We start from the raw sequence: 19211 nt of genomic DNA, 5'->3' as shown, positions 1-19211 counted from the left end.
CGCTGCCTGCCGAGCTTCGCCGCGAGGTCTGCGAAGCTCTCCTCAGGCCTTGCCCGGCTCCGCAGGGATCCGGCGGGGTTCGGCGCCGGGGTGTTCTCCGCCGCCGCCGCCGCTGCCGCTGCCGCTGCCGGTCCCGGGGTCGTCCGCCGCCTGCCGAGCTTCGCCGCGAGGTCCCCGAACCTCTCCTCAGTCTTCGCCCGGCTCCGCCCCGACCTCCGCCTCGACCTCCGCCCCGGCCTCCGCCCCGACCTCCGCCTCGGCCTCGGCCTCCGCCTCCGCCCCGACCTCCGCCCCGATCTCCGCCCGCAGCTCCGCCGCGACCCGTCGTGCCCCGGCCGCGCCCGCGTCGTCCCCGCCCGCCGCCCTGGCGTCGGCGACGTGCTCGTGCGCCTTGGCGACCATGCCCGTGTCGTGCAGTTTCTCCGCCAGCGCCAGCGCCTCCAGGGCGAACTCCAAGGCGGAGGCGGGACCCTCGACGGCCAGCTGACTGGGCGCGGAGTGGTTCAGGATCTGCAACCGCAAGGCGTCATAGGACAACTCGTCGGCGTCGCTGAGCGTCTCCCGGAACACCCGCAGCGCCTCGGCGTGCCGCCCCCGGCGGGCGTCGATGACCGCGAGGTGGCACCGCGCGACGATCTCCCCGGCCCGCTCGCCGGTCGCGTCGAGTTCGGCGCGGGCCTCGGTGATCCGCCGGGCGGCGCTGTCGAGGTCCCCTTCGGCGAGGTCGATCTTGCCCAGGTCGAGGAGGGTGCTGCCGCGCTCGCGGCGGCGGCCGGCCTCGGCGTGCAGCGCGAACGCGCGGGTGTATCCGGCGCGCGCCTCGCCGAGGCGCCCCCGGAGGAACGCGATGTCGGCGATCTTCCCGACGTGGATCGCGATGCCGTAGGGCTCGCCGAGCCGCTCGTAGATCTCCAGCGCGGCGGTGAGGTGGCCGAGTGCGGTGTCGAAGTCGTCGTTGCCGAAGCTGATACCCGCGAGGCTGCCGAGGGCGTCACCCCGGACGCCGTCGAAGTTCCCCGCACGCGCGATGTCGAAGGCGCGGGTGTACACGTCCACGGCCTCGTCGACGCGTCCCAGCAACTCGTAGCCGTGCCCGAGTTCGAGCAGCGTGTTGGCCTCCTGATAGCGGTCGGGGAGCCGTTCGGCGGCACGCAGGCCGATCAGGCTGGTCTCGATCCAGTCGCCGAGATTCCAGCGGGTGTGGAAGTACCGCCACAGCGCGCTCGCCTGATGGGTCGCGCGTTCGGGCCGGCCCCCGGCCTCGGCGTGTGCGGCGACGGCGGTCAGCGTCTCGTGCCTGGTGTCGAGCCAGGCGAGGGCGTCGGCGATGTCGTCGAGGTCGGGCGTCTCGACCTCGACGGGCCCGATCTCGTACCAGGGTCTGATGCCCGTGACGCTCTGCCGGGCGGCGAAGCTCGCGGCCAGGTACCAGTCGTACATGCGCAGGTGGGCGCCGGGGAGCGTGTCGGCGTCCTCGGTCCGGGCGCGGTCGGCGGCGTACTCGCGGAGCAGGTCGTGCGAGCCGACGCGGTCCTCGTCAACGCGCTGCACGAGGTGCCCGGCGACCAGTTCGTCGATCAGCGTCGTGGTCGTGGCGGTGTCGAGCCCGGCCATCGCGGCCAGCGAGCGGATCTCGGGGTGCGCGGCGGGGTGGGCGCCGAACAGCCGGAACAGCCGTCGCGCGGGCTCGGGGAGCGCGTCATAGGACAGGTCGAAGGTCGTGCGCAGTGCCACGCCGTCGTCGCCGGGCACCGACAGCGCGGTGATCCGGTCGTGACGGCCCCAGCGCGCGAGGAGCCCCGCGGGCGTCAGTCCGGGCGCGAAGACGAGCTGGCTCGCGGCCAGGCGCAGGGCGAGTGGGAGGCGCCCGCACAGGTCGGTGATCTCACCGACGGCGACCTCGCCCGGCACCGCCCGCCCGGGACCGACGAGGCGGTGGAACAGTCCACCGGCCTCCTCGGCGGACAGCACGTCGAGGGCGAGGACGCGCACGTCGTGGCTGACCACGAGCCCGCGCGGGTCGACGCGGCTGGTGACCAGCACCAGGCTCGACCCCGAACCGGGCAGCAGCGGCCGCACCTGCGCCGGGTCGTGGGCGTTGTCGAGCAGGATCAGCAGGCGCCGCCCGGCCGTCAGCGACCGGTACAGCGCCGCCTTCTCACCCGTCTCGGCCGGGATCTCGTCGGCGGCGACGCCCAGGCCGCGCAGGAACGCCGCCAGGACCGATCCCGGCTCGGCCGGTGCCTGCTGCGCGAAGCCGCGCAGGTCGACGTAGAGCTGCCCGTCGGGGAAGTGCCGGGCGGACCGGTGCGCCCAGTGCACGGCCAGCGCGGTCTTGCCGATCCCGCCCGACCCGGTCACCGCGACGAGCCCGGCGCGCGGCACACCGTCGGCGTCGAGGACGGCGTCGAGTTCGGCGAGCGCCTCGGTGCGGCCGGTGAAGGTGCTCAGGTCGACCGGCAGCTGCCGGGGCAGTGGACGGTTCCGCGGGCGTGTCGCCGGGCGCGCGCCCGCGCGCAGGGCCGGGTCGTCGCGGAGGATGCGGCGGTGCAGTTCGTCGAGGTCGCGGCCGGGCTGGACGCCGAGTTCGGAGCGCAGCAGGTCGCGGGTGCCGCGGTAGGACGCCAGGGCCTCGGCGGTGCGGCCCGTGCGGTGCAGCGCCAGGAGGTAGTGCGCGGTGACGGGTTCGTCGTAGGGGAAACGCGCGGCCAGTTCGGCGAGTTCGCCGACGACGGCGGCGTGCCGCCCGGCGGCCAGTTCGGCCTCGTAGAGGCGGCCGTAGAGGGCGAGTCGTTCGGCGGCGAGGCCGACGCGGACGCGTTCGGCCCAGTCGCCGCGCACGCCGGTCAGCGGTTCGCCGCGCCACAGGTCGAGGGCCCGGCGGAGCAGGCCGGGGGTGGAGGGCGCGTCGTCGCGGGCGCGGGCGGCGAGGTCGCGCATGAGGTGGAGGTCGACGCGGTCCTCGTCGACTTCGAGGACGTAGGCGCCGCCGCGCTGGGTGAGGCCGACGCCGAGGGGTTCGAGGAGCCGCCGCAGTCGGGCGATGATCGTGTACAGGGCCGAGCGGCTGGCGGGTTCGTCGCCCCAGGCGCGGTCGGTGAGGGTGTCCATGGTGACCGGGCGGCCCGCGTGCAGCGCTAAAGCGGCCAGGACGCACGCCTGCCGGGGCGGGCCGGCGCTGGTGCCGCCGCCGGTCGCGATGCGGACCGGGCCGAGCAGTGCGATGAGCGGAGCGGGCTCGTGGGTCACGGGGCTAATGCAACCAGTAGTCCCGGCCCGGTGGCAACGCGGCGTACGTTCGATGCAGGTACCTTGTGTGCGCTGAATCACCGCGGGCGCCGGACGGGGAACCACGGCCCGCGCGGCAGCGACTACCGGGGGAGCCCCACTGAGCTAAGGATCCGCCAGATGACCGAAGCGACACTTCCCTTCTTGAGAGACGGCTTCGACCCGGTGGCCGCCATCGGCGAGCTCCGCGCGAAACGGCCGATCACCCGCCTCGAACTGCCCGTCGGGCCGACGACGTGGCTGGTGACCCGGTACGAGGACGTGCGGGCCGTGCTCGGGGACGCCGAGCGCTTCAGTAACGACTTCTCCAACCTCACCGAGCTGGCCGAGATGGGCATCTCGGTGGAGATGAATCCGGGGGGCCTCGGGTTCGCCGATCCGCCCGACCACACGCGCCTGCGCAAGCTCCTGACGCCCGAGTTCACCATGCGCCGCCTGAAGCGGCTGGTGCCGCGCATCGAGGCGATCGTCGCCGAGTGCCTCGACGAGATCGAGCGGCGCGGGCCGGGCGCCGACCTGGTCGAGACCTTCGCGTTGCCGATCCCGGCGCTGGTGGTGTGCGAGCTGCTCGGGGTGAAGTACGCCGACCGGGTGGAGTTCCTGCACCAGGCCGAGGACCGGTTCGACATCTCCGGGGACATCCTGGGTTCGATCGGGGCGATCAGCGCTTCGCTGGACTATCTGGAGGATCTCGTCGCGCGTGAGCGGCGCGATCCCGGCGACGGTCTCCTCGGCGCGCTGTTGCGCGACCATCCCGACATCGACGACCGTGAGCTGGCGGGCATCGCCGACGGTGTGCTCACCGGCGGGCACGACACGAGCACGAGCATGCTGGCGCTGGGCAGCCTGCACCTGCTGGCCAACCCGGCCGACCGTGCCGCGATGACCGGGACCGACGCGCAGATCGGCGCGATGGTCGAGGAGCTGCTGCGGTACATGACGGTCGTGCAGGTGGCGTTCCCGCGTTTCGCGCGCGAGGACCTGACCGTGGGCGGGCAGGACGTGTCGAAGGGCGACATGCTGCTGTGCAGCCTGTCGTCGGCGAACCGGGACGAGTTCCTGGGGACCGAGTTGGAGGTCGTGGCGTCCGGGCGGGCCGTGGCCTCGTCGCACATGGCCTTCGGGTACGGGATCCACCGCTGCGTGGGCGCCGAGCTGGCGCGGATGGAGCTGCGGATCGCCTACCCGGCGTTGCTGCGGCGCTTCCCGGGGATGCGGCTGGCGGTGCCGTTCGAGGACCTGCGGTTCCGTGAGCTGTCGATCGTGTACGGCGTGGAGGAGCTGCGGGTCGAGTGGTGAGGGCCGCGCGCGGGCAGCGTGAAGGTGCGCGCGGTCGAGTGGAACGCGCGCTTCGCCTGTCGCCCCCTGGGGGGCCCCGAAATTCACGATACGGGCACCCTGTGACATTTCGAAAGCCCTGAAATCGTCCTCGCTTCTGGCGAGACTGGTCAGCGACGACACCGCCGACCAGCCAGAAGCGAGGCGACACGCATGACCGACCCATTCGGCGCCTTCGACGACATCTTCAACCGCTTCTTCGGCGGCGCCGGCGACCGCCCGGGCGGCCTCGGCGGTCCCGGGCCCGGCCCGGGCTCCGCCTCCGGCCCCCGTGGCGGCGCCCCGACCGGCGTCCAGCGCGTCGACCTGGGCCGGCTCCTGTCGCGTCAGGCCCGCCGCCTGCTGACGCGCGCGGTCGAGCAGGCCGGGGAGTGGGGCAGTCCCGACGTCGACACCGCGCACCTGCTGTGGGCCGCCACGCAGGAGGAGCCGACGCGCACGATGCTCGACCAGTCCGGTGCCGACCCCGACGCGATGGCCGCGGCGATGGAGTCCGCCGCCGAACACGGCGACCGCGCCTCCGGCACGCCCGCGCTGACGCCCGCCGCGAAGAAGGCCCTGCTCGATGCGCACGCGCAGTCGCGGGCCGCCGGCGCGAGCTACATCGGCCCCGAACACGTCCTGCTCGGCCTCGCCTCGAACCCGGAGACGCCCGCCGGCGCGGCCCTGCGCGCGATGGTCACCGAGGAGGAGGGCACCGCCGCCGCGCCGAAGCGCGAGACCGACACCCCGACCCTCGACCAGTACGGTCGCGACCTCACCGAGGAGGCCCGCGCGGGCGGGCTCGACCCGGTCGTCGGGCGCGAGGAGGAGATCGCCGACACCGTCGAGGTCCTCTCCCGCCGCACCAAGAACAACCCGGTCCTGATCGGTGAGCCCGGCGTCGGCAAGACCGCCATCGTCGAGGGCATCGCGCAGCGCATCGTCAACGACGACGTGCCCGACACCCTCAGCGGCAAGCGCGTGATCATCCTCGACCTGGCGGGCATGGTCGCCGGCTCGAAGTACCGCGGCGAGTTCGAGGAGCGCCTGAAGAAGGTCATCGACGAGGTCAAGGCGGCCGAGGGCGGCCTGGTGCTGTTCCTCGACGAGCTGCACACCGTCGTGGGCGCCGGTGCCGGCGGCGAGGGCGCGATGGACGCCGGGAACATGCTCAAACCGGCGCTGGCGCGCGGCGAACTGCACGTCGTCGGCGCGACCACGCTCGACGAGTACCGCAAGTACATCGAGAAGGACCCGGCGCTCGAACGCCGCTTCCAGCCGATCATGGTCCCCGAACCGAGCGTCGACGACACCGTCGTGATCCTCCAGGGCCTCCGCGACCGCTACGAGGCCCACCACCAGGTCCGCTTCACCGACGAGGCGCTGACCGCCGCCGCGGAGCTGTCGGCCCGCTACATCACCAACCGCTTCCTGCCCGACAAGGCCATCGACCTCATCGACCAGGCCGGCGCGCGCGTCCGGCTGCGCTCGCGGACGAAGGCGCCCGACACGCGCGTCCTCGAAGCCAGGCTCGCCGAGCTGCGGCGGGAGAAGGACTCGGCGGTCGCGGGCGAGGAGTACGAGCGGGCCAGCGCCCTCAAGGAGGACATCGCCGCCGCCCAGAGCGACCTCGACCGCGAGCGCAAGGCCGGCGGGCCGGTGCCGGAGGTCGGCGTCGAGGACATCGCCGAGGTCGTCGCCCGCCGCACGGGCGTCCCGGTCTCGCAGCTCAACCAGGCCGAGAAGCAGCGCCTGCTGGAGCTGGAGAGCCACCTGCACGACCGGGTCGTCGGCCAGGACGAGGCCGTCGTGGCCGTCGCCGAGGCGGTCCGGCGGGCGCGGGCGGGTCTCGGCGACCCGAAGCGGCCGGACGGGTCCTTCATGTTCCTCGGGCCGACGGGCGTGGGCAAGACCGAACTGGCCCGCGCGCTGGCCGAGGCGCTCTTCGGGGAGGAGGGCGCGATGGTCCGCTTCGACATGAGCGAGTTCCAGGAGAAGCACACCGTCAGCCGCCTCATCGGCGCGCCTCCCGGCTACGTCGGCTACGACGAGGCCGGGCAGCTGACCGAGGCGGTCCGGCGCAGACCCTATTCGGTGCTGTTGTTCGACGAGGTCGAGAAGGCGCACCCGGACGTGTTCAACACTCTCCTCCAGCTCCTCGACGACGGGCGCCTCACGGACAACCAGGGCCGCACGGTCGACTTCAGCAACACCATCGTCATCATGACCAGCAACGTCGGGGCCCAGCGCATTCTCGACGCGCGGGCCGCCGGGCAGTCCGTCGACTCCCTGCGCGACGAGCTGATGGACGCCCTCGGGCAGCGTTTCCGGCCGGAGTTCCTCAACCGCATCGACGAGATCATCGTCTTCAGCGGCCTCGACCGCGCCCAACTGCGCCAGATCACGCTGCTGTTCGTCGACGGGACCAGGCGCCGCCTGCGCGCGCAGGACATCGATCTCGAACTCGACGACAACGCCGTCGACTGGCTGGCGAACAAGGGCCACCAGCCCGAGTTCGGGGCCCGGCCGCTGCGCCGGACCATCCAGCGCGAACTGGAGAGCCGCCTGTCGCAGCTGCTGCTGTCGGGCCGGGCCGAGGCCGGCGACACCGTCCGGGTGTCCGTTGTGGACGGTGAGCTGAACCTGAGCGTCGAGAGGGCCGCCCAGAGCGAGGCCATCGACGCCGAGACCGCCGAGGAGCGCGCCAACGAGGAGGCCGCGCTGAGCTGAGAGGCGTCTCCCCACGGGTCGGGCATTCCGACATACTGTCCGTCGTGACCGACCCGAGGGAGCCGCGCATGCCACAGCTCACCGTCGACCAGCTCCGCATCGACGTCGACGCCGGCCGCGTCGACACCGTCCTGCTCGCCCTGACCGACATGCAGGGGAGGCTCCAGGGCAAACGGCTGGCGGCCCGCTACTTCCTCGACGAGGTGGTCGCGCACGCCGCCGAGGCCTGCGCCTACCTGCTGGCCGTCGACGTGGACATGAACACCGTCGACGGCTATCCCATCTCCTCCTGGGAGACCGGGTACGGCGACTTCGTGCTCACCCCCGACCTCGCGACCCTGCGCCGGGTGCCGTGGCAGGAGGGGACGGTCCTGGTCATGGCCGACCTGTCGTGGCCCGACGAGGCTCCGGTCGCCGAGTCGCCGCGGCAGATCCTGCGGCGCCAGCTCGACCGTCTCGCCGAGCGCGGCCTGTCGGCCTACGTCGGCACCGAGCTGGAGTTCGTGCTCTACGACGAGACCTACGAGGACGCCTTCGACAAGTCCTACCGGAACCTGCGTCCCGCCAACCAGTACAATGTGGACTATTCGCTGCTGGGGACCGCGCGCGTCGAACCGCTGCTGCGGGCGATCCGCAACCACATGGCCGGTGCCGGGCTGTACGTCGAGTCGGCGAAAGGCGAGTGCAATCTCGGGCAGCACGAGATCGCCTTCCGTTACACCGAGGCCCTCGCGACCTGCGACAACCACGTGATCTACAAGAACGGCGCCAAGGAGATCGCGGCCCAGCGGGGCAAGGCGCTGACCTTCATGGCCAAGCCGAACGCGCGCGAAGGCAACTCCTGCCACGTGCACTTCTCGCTGCGCGACGCCGACGGGCCGGTCATGTCCGGCGACGGCGCCCAGGGCCTGTCGGAGTTCGGGCGGCGCTTCATCGCCGGGCAGCTGGCCCTGCTGCGCGAGATGACGCTCTGGTACGCGCCGAACGTCAACTCCTACAAGCGTTTCGCGCCGGGCAGTTTCGCGCCGACGGCGGTGCGCTGGGGCGTCGACAACCGGACCTGCGCGCTGCGGCTCGTCGGGCACGGGCCCTCGCTGCGTTTCGAGAACCGTGTCCCCGGCGGCGACGTCAACCCCTACCTGGCCGTCGCCGCGATCATCGCCGCCGGACTGCACGGCGTCGACAACGAACTCGACCTGCCCGATCCCTTCGCGGGCAACGCCTATGACGCCGACGGCGAGCGCGTCCCGGCGAACCTGCGCGACGCGCTCGGCCTGTGGGAGACCTCGGCGGTGGCTCGTGAGTCCTTCGGTGACGGCGTGGTGGATCATTACGCCAACAACGCCCGGGTCGAGCTGGCGGCCTTCGACGCCGCCGTCACCGACTGGGAACTCCACCGCGGCTTCGAACGGATGTGAGGCGGATGCAGAGGATCGTCAACCCGGCCACCGGGAAGCTCATCACCGAGCTGCCCGGTGCCGACGCCGACGCGGTGGACGACGCGGTCTGGAAGTCGCGCGTGGCCTACCAGGGGTGGAGCAAGGTCTCCCCCGGGGATCGGGCCCGGATGCTGCGCCGCTTCGCGGCCGTGGTCGAAGAGCACAAAGAGGAACTGGCCGGGCTGGAGACGCTCAACGCCGGCCACCCCGTCTCCTCGGCGCGGTGGGAGGCCGGGAACGTCGCCGACGTCCTCGCCTACTACGCGGGCGCGCCCGAACGCCATGTGGGGCAGCAGATCCCGGTCGCCGGCGGGGTCAACATCACGTTCCACGAGAGCCTCGGCGTCGTCGGGATCATCGTGCCGTGGAACTTCCCGATGGCCATCATGATGTGGGGCGCCGCCCCCGCGCTGGCCGCCGGGAACACCGTCATCGTCAAGCCCGCCGAGCAGACCCCGCTGACGGCGCTGCGGTTGGCCGGACTCGCCCTCGAAGCCGGGATCCCCGAGGACGTCCTCCAGGTCGTGCCCGGTGAAGGTGAGGTCGCCGGTGCGCGCCTGGCCGGGCATCCCGACGTCCGCAAGATCGTGTTCACCGGCTCGGTCGAGGTCGGCCGCGAGGTGGCCCGCGCCGCCGCCGGGTCGGTCAAGCGCGTGACGCTCGAACTCGGCGGGAACAGCGCCAACATCGTCTTCGGCGACGCCGACATCCGCAAGGCGGCCGCGTCGGCGCCCTACGCGGTGTTCGACAACGCGGGCCAGGACTGCTGCGCACGCTCCCGGATCCTGGTGCAGCGCGACGTTTACGACGAGTTCCGCGAGCTCTTCACCGAGGCGCTGCGCACGGTCAAGGTCGGCGACCCGGCGCTCGACACCACCGAGATGGGGCCGCTGATCAGCGCCGAGCATCGCGAGCGCGTCCGCGGCTACCTCAAGCGGGAACCCGACGTCGTCGGTGAATGCCCCGAAGGCGAAGGCTTCTGGATGCCCGCGTCGGCGTACTTCGACGTCGCCGAGGACGATCCACTGTGGACCGACGAGGTCTTCGGGCCGGTCGTGGCCATCGCGCCCTTCTACGACGAGCTTGAGGCGATCTCCCTGGCCAACGCCACGCCCTACGGCCTGTCCGGCTCGATCTGGACCGGCGACACCGGCCGCGCACTGCGCATGGCGCGCGCGGTCGAGGGCGGCAACCTCAGCGTCAACTCGAACTCCTCGGTGCGCTACTGGACCCCCTTCGGCGGGGTCAAGCAGTCGGGCCTCGGCCGCGAGCTCGGGCCCGACGCGCTCGACGCGTTCACCGACGTCAAGAACGTCTTCATCGCCAATGACTAGCCTTGTGAGCGAGGAGCAGCACATGCAGCGACTGTCCGACCGCGTCGCGGTGATCACCGGCGCGGCCAGCGGAATCGGCCTGGCCACCGCGCGGCGCTTCCGCGACGAGGGCGCCAAGGTCGTGCTCGTCGACATCGACGAGACCGCCGGGACCGAGGCCGCCAAGGAGGTCGACGGCCTGTTCATCGCCGCCGACGTCACCAGCGAGGCCGACGTCGCGCGGGTCTTCCAGACCACCGCGGAGACCTTCGGGCGGGTCGACATCGCCTTCAACAACGCCGGGATCTCCCCGCCCGACGACGACTCGATCCTCACCACCGGCCTCGACGCCTGGCGCAAGGTCCAGGAGGTGAACCTGACGTCGGTGTACCTGTGCTGCAAGGCCGTGATCCCGTACATGCGGAAGCAGGGCAAGGGCTCGATCATCAACACCGCCTCCTTCGTGGCGAAGATGGGCGCGGCGACGTCTCAGATCTCCTACACCGCCTCGAAAGGCGGCGTGCTGGCGATGAGCCGCGAACTCGGCGTGCAGTTCGCCCGCGAGGGCATCCGCGTCAACGCGCTGTGCCCCGGTCCGGTGAACACGCCGTTGCTGCGGGAACTGTTCGCCAGCGACCCCGAGCGCGCCGCCCGGCGCCTCGTGCACATCCCCATGGGCCGCTTCGCCGAGGCCGAGGAGATCGCCGCGGCCGTGGCCTTCCTCGCCAGCGACGACGCCGCCTTCGTCACCGCCGCCGAGTTCCTCGTCGACGGCGGCATCTCCGGGGCCTACGTGACGCCGCTGTGACCCGTCCCGTCATCGGCGTCACCTGCTATGTGGAGCGCGCCCGCTTCACCGCCTGGGACGTGCCCGCCAGCCTCCTTCCGCAGTCCTATGTGGACCGTGTGACGGCGGCCGGCGGGCAGCCCGTGATCCTGCCGCCCACCGGCGCGCCGGCGTCCCTCGTGAACGTCCTCGACGGCCTGATCGTCGCCGGCGGCGGCGACGTCGATCCGGCCCGCTACGGCGAACCCGCCCACCCCGAGACCGGCTATGTCCGCGACTTCCGCGACGAGGCCGAACTCGCGCTCGTCGGCGCCGCCCTCGATCGCGGTCTGCCCTTCCTGGGCATCTGCCGGGGAATGCAGGTCCTCAACGTCCACCTCGGCGGGAGCCTGCACCAGCACCTGCCCGACGTCGTCGGTCACACCGGGCACGCGCCCGCACCCGGCCAGTACGGGCGGATCCCGGTCGAGGTCGACGCGGGCAGCGCGCTGGCGAAGGTCACCGGGGCCGCATCGCTGGAACCGGCCCACTACCACCACCAGGCCCTCGACCGCCTCGGCGAAGGCCTGTCGGTGTCGGCGCGGACCGCCGACGGCTGTGTCGAGGCCGTGGAACTGGCCGGGCACCCCTTCGCGCTGGCCGTGCAGTGGCATCCGGAGGTGGACGCCGACACCGGGCTGTTCGCCGCATTCGTCGACGCCGCAGGGGTTTTACGCGCTGTCGGAGCCACCCCCTACCATCGGCGCCCATGGACATCGCGGGCAAGAAGATCGCATTCAGCGGAAAGTTCCACAGAATCACCAGGGACGAGGCGACCGAGGGAATCGAGGCCCTCGGCGGCAGGGTGCAGAAAACGCCCTCGCAGAACGTCGACCTGATCTTCGCGGCCCGCACGTCGGGGATGACGTACGGCAACGTGATCGGCGTGCCGATCCTCAACGAGTCGGCGCTGCTGCGTCTCATCAGGGGCCGCGGGGATCAGCCGGTGCGCGGTGAGTTCGCCGACCTCACCGCGATCGCCGGTGCCGACGCCGATGAGCTCCACGCGATCCTGGAGGCCGCCGACTGGGCGGCCTTCACCCCCGAACGCGACCTCCCGATCCTGCGGGCGAGGCTCACCGAGATCGAGGCCGCCCAAGGCATCGGCGACGCGCACCGGCTCGCCTCGGCGAAGATCACCGACTGCTCGACGCGGCTGACCCATCCCTTCCGCAACAAGGGCTTCGCCGAGCTCCACCACCCCTTCGTGCACGTCGGCGAGGTCCGCTCGGCCGCGCTGAGCCCCTGCGGCCGCTGGCTCGCCGTCGGCAGCGGGATCGAGATCCCGGACGAGGACGACGACCGCCCCGACGCCTGGGGCATCGCTTACCGGGGCGGCGGCACGCTCCAGGTCTTCGAACTGGAGACCGGCCGCCCGGTCAACCGCCTTCACAACTCCAACGCGATCAGCGGCGGCATCGGCTGGAACGAGTACCGCGACGCCCTGCGCTGGTCGGCCGACTCCACGCGCCTGGCCGGGGCCTTCCACACCAACGCCATCGGCGTCTGGGATCCCTTCGGTGACAACGCCTACCCCGACGCCTCCGCCGACATCACCGACGGCGCGAGCCGCCCGCCGCAGTTCGGGTTCAGCCCGGACGGCAAGCGGGTGTGGGTCGACGTGCGCACCGACGGCGCGGTGTGGGGCGCGATCGCCGACGTCGAACGCGGCGGTGTGCGCTGGGATCCCGGCTACCGCAAGAAGAAGCGCCCCTACGGCGGCGACTTCACCATCCTCGCCGAGGACGTGCCGGCGGCCGTTGAGGAGGCCGTGGCGGCGGTGAGCAACGGGCAGTTCTACGACGACGCCCTCTACGTCGAGAAGTGCCTCGGCTGGTCCCCGGACGGCGCCATCCTGCGCTTCGCCTCCGGCCGCTTCCTCTTCGCCGTCGACATCGCCGACGGTCGTGTCGCGTGGCTGCTGCCGCACGGGAACCACGTCCACCACGCCGATGTCGAGATCCCGATCGTCTTCAGCCCGTGCGGGCGCTTCGTCGCCTGCGCCGGACGCAAGGCGATCACCGTCGCCGACGCGCGCACCGGCGAGGTCCTCGCCCGCCACGACGCCAAGGCGCGGACCGTGGTCTGGACCGCCGACGGCGAGCGCTTCGCCGCCCTCGCCCGCGACGGTGTGCGCGTCTTCGACCGCGACACCGAGGTCGCGCGGATCAACAAGGTGGCACGCGAGCGCGACACGGCGATGCCCGACGCGGGCGGCTTCGTCTGGTCCCCGGACGGAACCCGGGCGGCGGTGCTGACCGGCGAGGGCGTCGAGATCTGGTCCCTGGCGGGCGATCCCGTTCGCGAGACCGTGTTCGCCGCACCCGACGCCGCCGGGATCCACTGGGGCACCGGCGACGTCATCGTCGCCATCGGGCGGGACGGCGTGCGTTTCACCCGCGCCGACGGCACCGTCGTCGGGGGAACCGACTTCCATGCCACCGCCGCGGGGCACCGCCCACTGATGACGCCCGACGGAGAGGACCGGGGCAGGTACATGGGCATCAACCCCGGCTTCGCGCTCGACGCCGAGACCTGGGCGGTCGCCTTCGACGACGACGAACTGGTGATCGCGCCCCCGAGCCGACTGTCCGATCTCGACGACCGGATCAACTGGACGGTCGGCCTGCGCCACTCCTGGCCTTTCCGCTGGGGAGAGACGCTCGTCGTCCCCGACGCGCGGGCGGCGTACGACCACGCCGTCTCCATCGACAGCCCGTTGCGCTACTCGCTGTGCGACGTGGTCGGCAGCAAGGACGAGGACTGACATGGACTTCACCGCACCCACGGCCGACTGGACCGCCTTCGACCCCGACCGCGATCTGCCGCCCCTGCGCGCCCGCCTGGCCGCGCTGGAGGCCGCCGAAGGCGTCACCCAGGTCCACTTCCGTGTCACCGAGGAGATCCTGGCGCACCCGGGCGCCCGCCGGGTCCCGCCCGTCCGCCACGCGGGACGCGTCCACGGCGCCGCCCTCAGCCCCTGCGGCCGGTACCTCGCCGTCGGGACGTCCATCGAGGTCCCCGAGGGCGCCTGGGACGCGGAGTACGAGGACGGCGGTGTCCTGCACGTGTTCGAACTCGCCACCGGCGGCCGGGTCGGCGGGATCACCGAGCCCGGCGCCCTGCGCGGCGGCATCGGCTGGACCGACTATCCCGGAGCGATTCGGTGGTCGGCCGACTCGGCGCGCCTCGGACTCGCCTACGACACCAACATGGTGGGTGTGTGGGACGCGTTTTCCGGCGACGATGAGCCCCTCGGCGCCGCCGACACCACGTACGGAGGGAGTTCGCCTCCTCCTTTCGCGCTGGCGCCCGACGGCCGTGCCGCCTTCATCGGTGTCTCCGCGGGGGAGGAGCACGCCGTCCCGGGTTGCCTGGTGCCCTTGGCGGACGGCGAGATCTCCTGGTATCCGCACGAAGCACCGCCGCGGCCCGCCGAAGGCGAACCGCGGCTGATGTCGGCGGTGTTCGGTCCGGCCTTCGAGGACTCGGCGGACGATCTCTTCCTCGACGTCGAATACGTCGCGGGCTGGAGCCGCGACGGCACCCGCGTGCACATCGTCGACCGCCGGCACCTCTTCGCCGTCGACATCGCCACCGGTCTGCCGCTGTGGATCCACGAGCACGGCTCGGGCTACGTGTGGTGGGACGAGGGGGCTCCGCCGGCCGCCTTCAGCCCCGACGGCGCCCGCGTCGCCTGGTACACCGGTGACCGGCTGTTCATCGCCGACGCGGCCACCGGCGGGATCACGGCGGAGTTCGACCGCGAGGAGGCCGCCGTCCTCGTCTGGGGCCGAGACCGGCTGGCGGTCCTCGGTGCCGAGGGGATCCGGATCATCGACGGCGACGCCGAGACCGTCCGGATGCCGGTGGCCGCGCGCATCGGGCGCGGCATGGCGTCCGACATCGTGCCGCTGGCCTGGTCGCCGGACGGGACGCGCTTCGCGGTCGTCACCGGGCAGGGCGACGTCGAGGTATGGGACCTCGACGGGGCGGGCGAACCGGCCGCGCGCTTCGGTGCCCCCGCCGATGCCGTCGGCCTCCACTGGGGCGACACCCTCGCGGTCCTGGGCAACGAGCGCCTGGGTTTCCGCACTCCGGAAGGCGCCACGGTGCGGGAGGTCGACCTGCGCGACCAGCCCGCCGCGTGGTCGGTCGGCGGGCGTCACGCCTGGCCGGCGCACTGGGAAGAGGACTGACCCGCCTCGACCGAACGGCCGCCCGCGAGTCCCGCGGGCGGCCGTTTTTCGGTGCCACGCGCAATACTCCTTGGATCAGATGTAGTACACCTGCTACATTCTGACGCGTACCTGAGATGCCAAGGAGAGGGTCATGTCCGTGGCGCACACCCCCAACCCGGCCGTAGTCGAGGCCGGTCCACCCCTCGCCGACGCCGTCATCGACGTCCGCGACCTCCGCATGCGATACGGCGACAAGGACGTCCTCAGCGGTGTGGACTTCCAGGTTCGCGCCGGTGAGGTCATCGCGCTGCTCGGCCCCAACGGCGCCGGCAAGACCACCACCATCGAGATCCTCGAAGGCTTCCGGATGCGATCGGCCGGGCGGGTCAGCGTCCTGGGCGTCGACCCCGCCAAAGGCGACGAGAGCTGGCGGGCGCGTCTCGGCGTCGTCCTGCAGTCCTGGCGCGACCACGGCAAATGGCGTGTCCGCGAGCTGCTCCAGCACTTCGGCACCTACTACGCGCCCTTCTCGACCGACCGGGTCGCGCGTCCCTGGCCGGCCGACGACCTGATCGAGACCGTCGGCCTCACCGAACAGGCCGGCCAGACCATCAACAGCCTGTCCGGCGGCCAGCGCCGCCGCCTCGACGTCGCCATCGGCATCGTCGGGCGGCCCGCCCTGCTGTTCCTCGACGAGCCCACCGTCGGCTTCGATCCCCAGGCGCGCAGGGAGTTCCACGACCTCGTGCACCGGCTCGCCGACATCGACGAGACCGCGATCCTGCTGACCACCCACGACCTCGACGAGGCCGAGAAGCTCGCCGACCGGATCCTCATCCTGGCCGGCGGACGGATCATCGCCGACGGGTCGGCCGACGCCCTGTCGCGCCGGATGTCGACCGAGGCGGAGGTCAAGTGGAGTCGCGGGGGCGAGATGTTCGTGCACTCCACCGTCGACGCGACGGCCTACGTCCGCAAGCTCTTCGAGCAGTACGGCGACGAGATCGGAGACCTTGAGGTCCGCCGGGCCAGCCTTGAGGACACCTACATGGAACTGGTCCGGCAGTTCGAGTCCGGCGGCGGCGACGCGCTGATCCGCGAGTTCGAGGAGAGTGGACGGTGAACGTCAGCACCACGCCGATCAAGGCGGGCCTCGCCCGCGGCTGGATCGAAACGAAGCACACCATGCGCTCCTATGAGGGGCTCGTCGGCTTCCTTGCCCCGTCGGTCATCGCGATGGTCGTCATCTTCTTCCTGCGCGGTGTCGACATCGAGGGCGCGCCGGTCTCACTCGGATCGATGTCACTGCCCAGCCTCATCGGGCTCAACGTCGCCTTCGGCGGACTCCTCGGCGTCGTGCAGACCCTGACCGTCGAGCGCGAGGACGGGACGCTGCTGCGGGCCAAGACGCTGCCCGGCGGGATGACCGGGTACCTCGTCGGCGTCATCACCGAGACGTCGATCTTCGTCATCTTCGGCGCGATCCTGGTGCTCGTGCCCGGCCTGATCGTCTTCGAGGGCGTCGCCTTCGACGGACCCGGCTCCTGGCTGATGCTCGCCGCCGTCCTCGTCCTCGGACTCGTCGCGACGATGCCGATCGGCGCCGTCCTCGGCTCGCTGTTCTCCAACCCGCGCATGCTCGGGCTGATCATGATGCCCGTCATGGGACTGGTCGCGATCTCGGGGATCTTCTACCCGCTCGGGCAGATGCCGCCGCTCCTGCAGGGGATCGGGCAGATCTTCCCGATCTACTGGCTCGGCCTCGGGATGCGCTCGGCGCTGCTGCCCTCCGACATGGCCGCCGCCGAGATCGGCGGATCCTGGCGATACCTGGAGACCTTCGGCGTCCTCGGTCTGTGGGCCGTCCTCGGGCTGGTCCTCGCGCCGATCCTGCTGCGCCGGATGGCCCGGCGCGAGTCCGGTTCGGCGGTGGCCGAGCGCAGGGAGCGCGCCATGCAGCGCATAACCTGATGGGCGCCCACCGGTCGAACGAGGAGGACGACGGCGTTGAGCAATGAGGTGATCTACAACCGGATCGCGATGCTGCGCGCCGAACGGGGGATCTCGCGACGGCAACTCGCCGAGGCCCTCGGGGTCCACTACCAGACCGTCGGGTACCTCGAACGCGGCGAGTACAGCCCGAGCCTGTACCTCGCCCTGCGCATCGCCGAGTACTTCGAGGTGGGCGTGGAGGTCGTGTTCTCGACGGCGCCGTTTCCCCGGATCGGGAGTTCGTAGAGGGACGGTCGGGTGTGAACCTGGACCGACCTTCCCCCACCGAGTCGTCTCCATGCCCGGCTCGTGGCACTTCGCGGTCTTCCCGCACGAACGCGAGGTGTTCGGAGTCGGGCTCGTTCGGCGCGGGCCGAGGATCGCCGACGTCACCGTCACGTTCCCGGCGTCCACGAGCGAGCCCGAAACCCTGGAAGCGCGAAAACGAAAGAGGGGAGCTAACCCACCCGCACACGTAGGCCTGGGCCCATGTCCCCGCGCCCCGGGTGCCCATAGTGTCGGCTCCTGGAGTCCACTGTGGAGGGTGATCGGCGTGAGCAGACGCAACTTCCTTCGAGCCGGTGCGGTCGGTGTCGCGACCGTGGCGGCGGCCACCGTCGACGCGGGCCTTACCGGCCCGGCGGTCGCGAGTGAGGGGCCGGGCCTCGTCGAGGCAGGGCCGGACGATCCGCGCTACGAGCATCTGCGGACGCGCGGAAACCTGCGCCACCAGGGCAACCCCGACTACATCGTCGTCGCCTCGACCACCGCGCAGGTCGTGAAGGCCGTGCAGCGGGCCGTGCGGGAGAAGCGGCGGGTCGTGGCCCGCTCGGGCGGGCACTGCTTCGAGGACTTCGTCGACCATCCCGGCGTGCGCGTCGTCGTGGACCTGTCGACCATGACCGGCGTGCGCTTCGACGCCGACCGCCGCGCCTTCGAAGTCCGCGCCGGGACCACGCTCGGCGAGACCTACCGGCGCCTCCACCTCGGATGGGGCGTCACGCTCCCCGGCGGGTCCTGCCCCACCGTCGCCGTCGGCGGCCACGTCCCCGGCGGCGGATACGGCCCCCTGTCACGGATGCACGGCCTGATCAGCGACCACCTGTACGCCGTCGAAGTCGTGATCGCCGACCGCGACGGCCGCGCCCGGGCCGTCATCGCCACCCGCGAACCGGGCGACCCGAACCGCGACCTGTGGTGGGCCCACACCGGCGGCGGTGGCGGGAGCTTCGGCATCGTCACCCGCTACTGGTTCCGCACGCCCGGCGCGAAAGGCACCGACCCCTCGGCGCTGCTGCCGTGCCCGCCCGCCACGGTCCTGTCGTTCACCGTCACCTGGCCGTGGGAGAACCTCTCGCGGCAGGGCTTCGAACGGCTCGTCGCCAACTTCGGCGGCTGGTGCGAACGCAACTCCGCACCCGGCACCCCGTCGACGAGGCTCTACGCCGAACTCATCCTCTTCCGCCGCCAGTTCGGGCGGCACATGATGATCGGGCAGGTCCCCGGCGAAGACGACGCGCTCTTCAGCCGCTTCCTCACCGAACTCGCCGACGGCGTCGGCGCCACACCCGAACCCACGACCGTGCGCCTGCCCTGGCTGAACTCGGCGCAGCTCATGCCCGGCGGCGACGACGGCCGCTCCCAGCGCCTCAAGTGCGCCTCGGCGTACGCGCGCGAAAGCCTCACCCCGCGACAGGTCGCGGCGATCCACCACCACCTGACCCGCGACGACCTCGACCACGCCGGCGGCATGCTCAGCCTCAACACCCACGGCGGGGCGGTCAACACCGTCGAGCCCTCGGCGACGGCCACCGCCCACCGCGACTCGGTCATGAAGCTGTTCTGGCTGTCGTCGTGGACCGACTCGGCCTTCGACGAGCGCGGAACCCGGTGGCTGCGCGATTTCTACCACGACTTCCACGCCACGACCGGCGGCGTCCCCGTCGACGAGGGCGCCTTCATCAACTACGCCGACAACGGTCTCGCCGACCCGGCGTGGAACACCTCCGGCGTCGAGTACGGCCGCATCTACTTCGGCGCGAACCTCGACCGGCTCCGCCGCGCCAAAGCCCGCCACGACCCCGCCGACGTCTTCCGGCACACCCTGTCCATCCGGGCCTGA

12 protein-coding genes are annotated in these 19211 nt (G+C 71.9%); 11 read left to right on the top strand and 1 reads right to left on the bottom strand.

Annotated elements, in window-relative coordinates; translation table 11 throughout:
* Positions 1–186 precede the first annotated feature (186 nt).
* Positions 187–3249, bottom strand: a complete 3063-nt coding sequence (locus HNR73_RS21300) for an AfsR/SARP family transcriptional regulator (RefSeq protein WP_184789326.1) — start codon at positions 3247–3249, stop codon at positions 187–189.
* A gap of 159 nt (positions 3250–3408) precedes the next feature.
* Here HNR73_RS21300 and HNR73_RS21295 point away from each other — a divergent pair, with 159 nt between their 5' ends.
* The 11 genes from HNR73_RS21295 to HNR73_RS21245 all read left to right on the top strand — a co-directional run bounded on the left by HNR73_RS21295 (position 3409) and on the right by HNR73_RS21245 (position 19211).
* Entirely contained in the window at positions 3409–4587 is a 1179-nt protein-coding gene (locus HNR73_RS21295) for a cytochrome P450 (RefSeq protein ID WP_184789325.1), read from the top strand.
* Positions 4588–4779: 192 nt separating this feature from the next.
* Positions 4780–7338 (top strand): ATP-dependent Clp protease ATP-binding subunit, encoded by a 2559-nt coding sequence (locus tag HNR73_RS21290; protein ID WP_184789324.1) that lies wholly within the window; start codon positions 4780–4782, stop codon positions 7336–7338.
* Between the two features lie 68 nt (positions 7339–7406).
* On the top strand, positions 7407–8756 hold the full coding sequence (locus HNR73_RS21285; protein WP_184789534.1) for a glutamine synthetase family protein: 1350 nt from the start codon (positions 7407–7409) through the stop codon (positions 8754–8756).
* 5 nt (positions 8757–8761) lie between these two features.
* On the top strand, positions 8762–10111 hold the full coding sequence (locus HNR73_RS21280; protein WP_184789323.1) for an aldehyde dehydrogenase family protein: 1350 nt from the start codon (positions 8762–8764) through the stop codon (positions 10109–10111).
* 22 nt (positions 10112–10133) lie between these two features.
* Entirely contained in the window at positions 10134–10898 is a 765-nt protein-coding gene (locus tag HNR73_RS21275) for a 3-oxoacyl-ACP reductase (protein ID WP_184789322.1), read from the top strand.
* Entirely contained in the window at positions 10895–11755 is an 861-nt protein-coding gene (locus HNR73_RS21270) for a gamma-glutamyl-gamma-aminobutyrate hydrolase family protein (protein WP_184789321.1), read from the top strand. Before HNR73_RS21275 ends, HNR73_RS21270 begins: the two co-directional genes overlap by 4 nt.
* Positions 11756–13684: 1929 nt before the next feature.
* Complete coding sequence (locus tag HNR73_RS21265; RefSeq protein ID WP_184789320.1) at positions 13685–15115, top strand: WD40 repeat domain-containing protein; 1431 nt, start codon at positions 13685–13687, stop codon at positions 15113–15115.
* Positions 15116–15335: 220 nt separating this feature from the next.
* Positions 15336–16220, top strand: coding sequence for an ABC transporter ATP-binding protein (locus HNR73_RS21260; protein ID WP_203686039.1), 885 nt, complete (start codon positions 15336–15338; stop codon positions 16218–16220).
* On the top strand, positions 16217–17068 hold the full coding sequence (locus HNR73_RS21255) for an ABC transporter permease (RefSeq protein ID WP_184789318.1): 852 nt from the start codon (positions 16217–16219) through the stop codon (positions 17066–17068). Before HNR73_RS21260 ends, HNR73_RS21255 begins: the two co-directional genes overlap by 4 nt.
* A gap of 69 nt (positions 17069–17137) precedes the next feature.
* Positions 17138–17335 carry a helix-turn-helix transcriptional regulator gene (locus HNR73_RS21250; protein WP_184789533.1) on the top strand — a complete coding sequence of 66 codons (198 nt, stop codon included), beginning with the start codon at positions 17138–17140 and terminating at the stop codon, positions 17333–17335.
* 307 nt (positions 17336–17642) lie between these two features.
* On the top strand, positions 17643–19211 hold the full coding sequence (locus HNR73_RS21245) for an FAD-binding oxidoreductase (RefSeq protein WP_203686020.1): 1569 nt from the start codon (positions 17643–17645) through the stop codon (positions 19209–19211).

This window comes from Phytomonospora endophytica, assembly GCF_014202425.1.
GTDB lineage: Bacteria > Actinomycetota > Actinomycetes > Mycobacteriales > Micromonosporaceae > Phytomonospora > Phytomonospora endophytica.
Note: the sequence above shows the minus strand (reverse complement) of the source record. Positions and strands in the feature narration are given on the sequence as shown.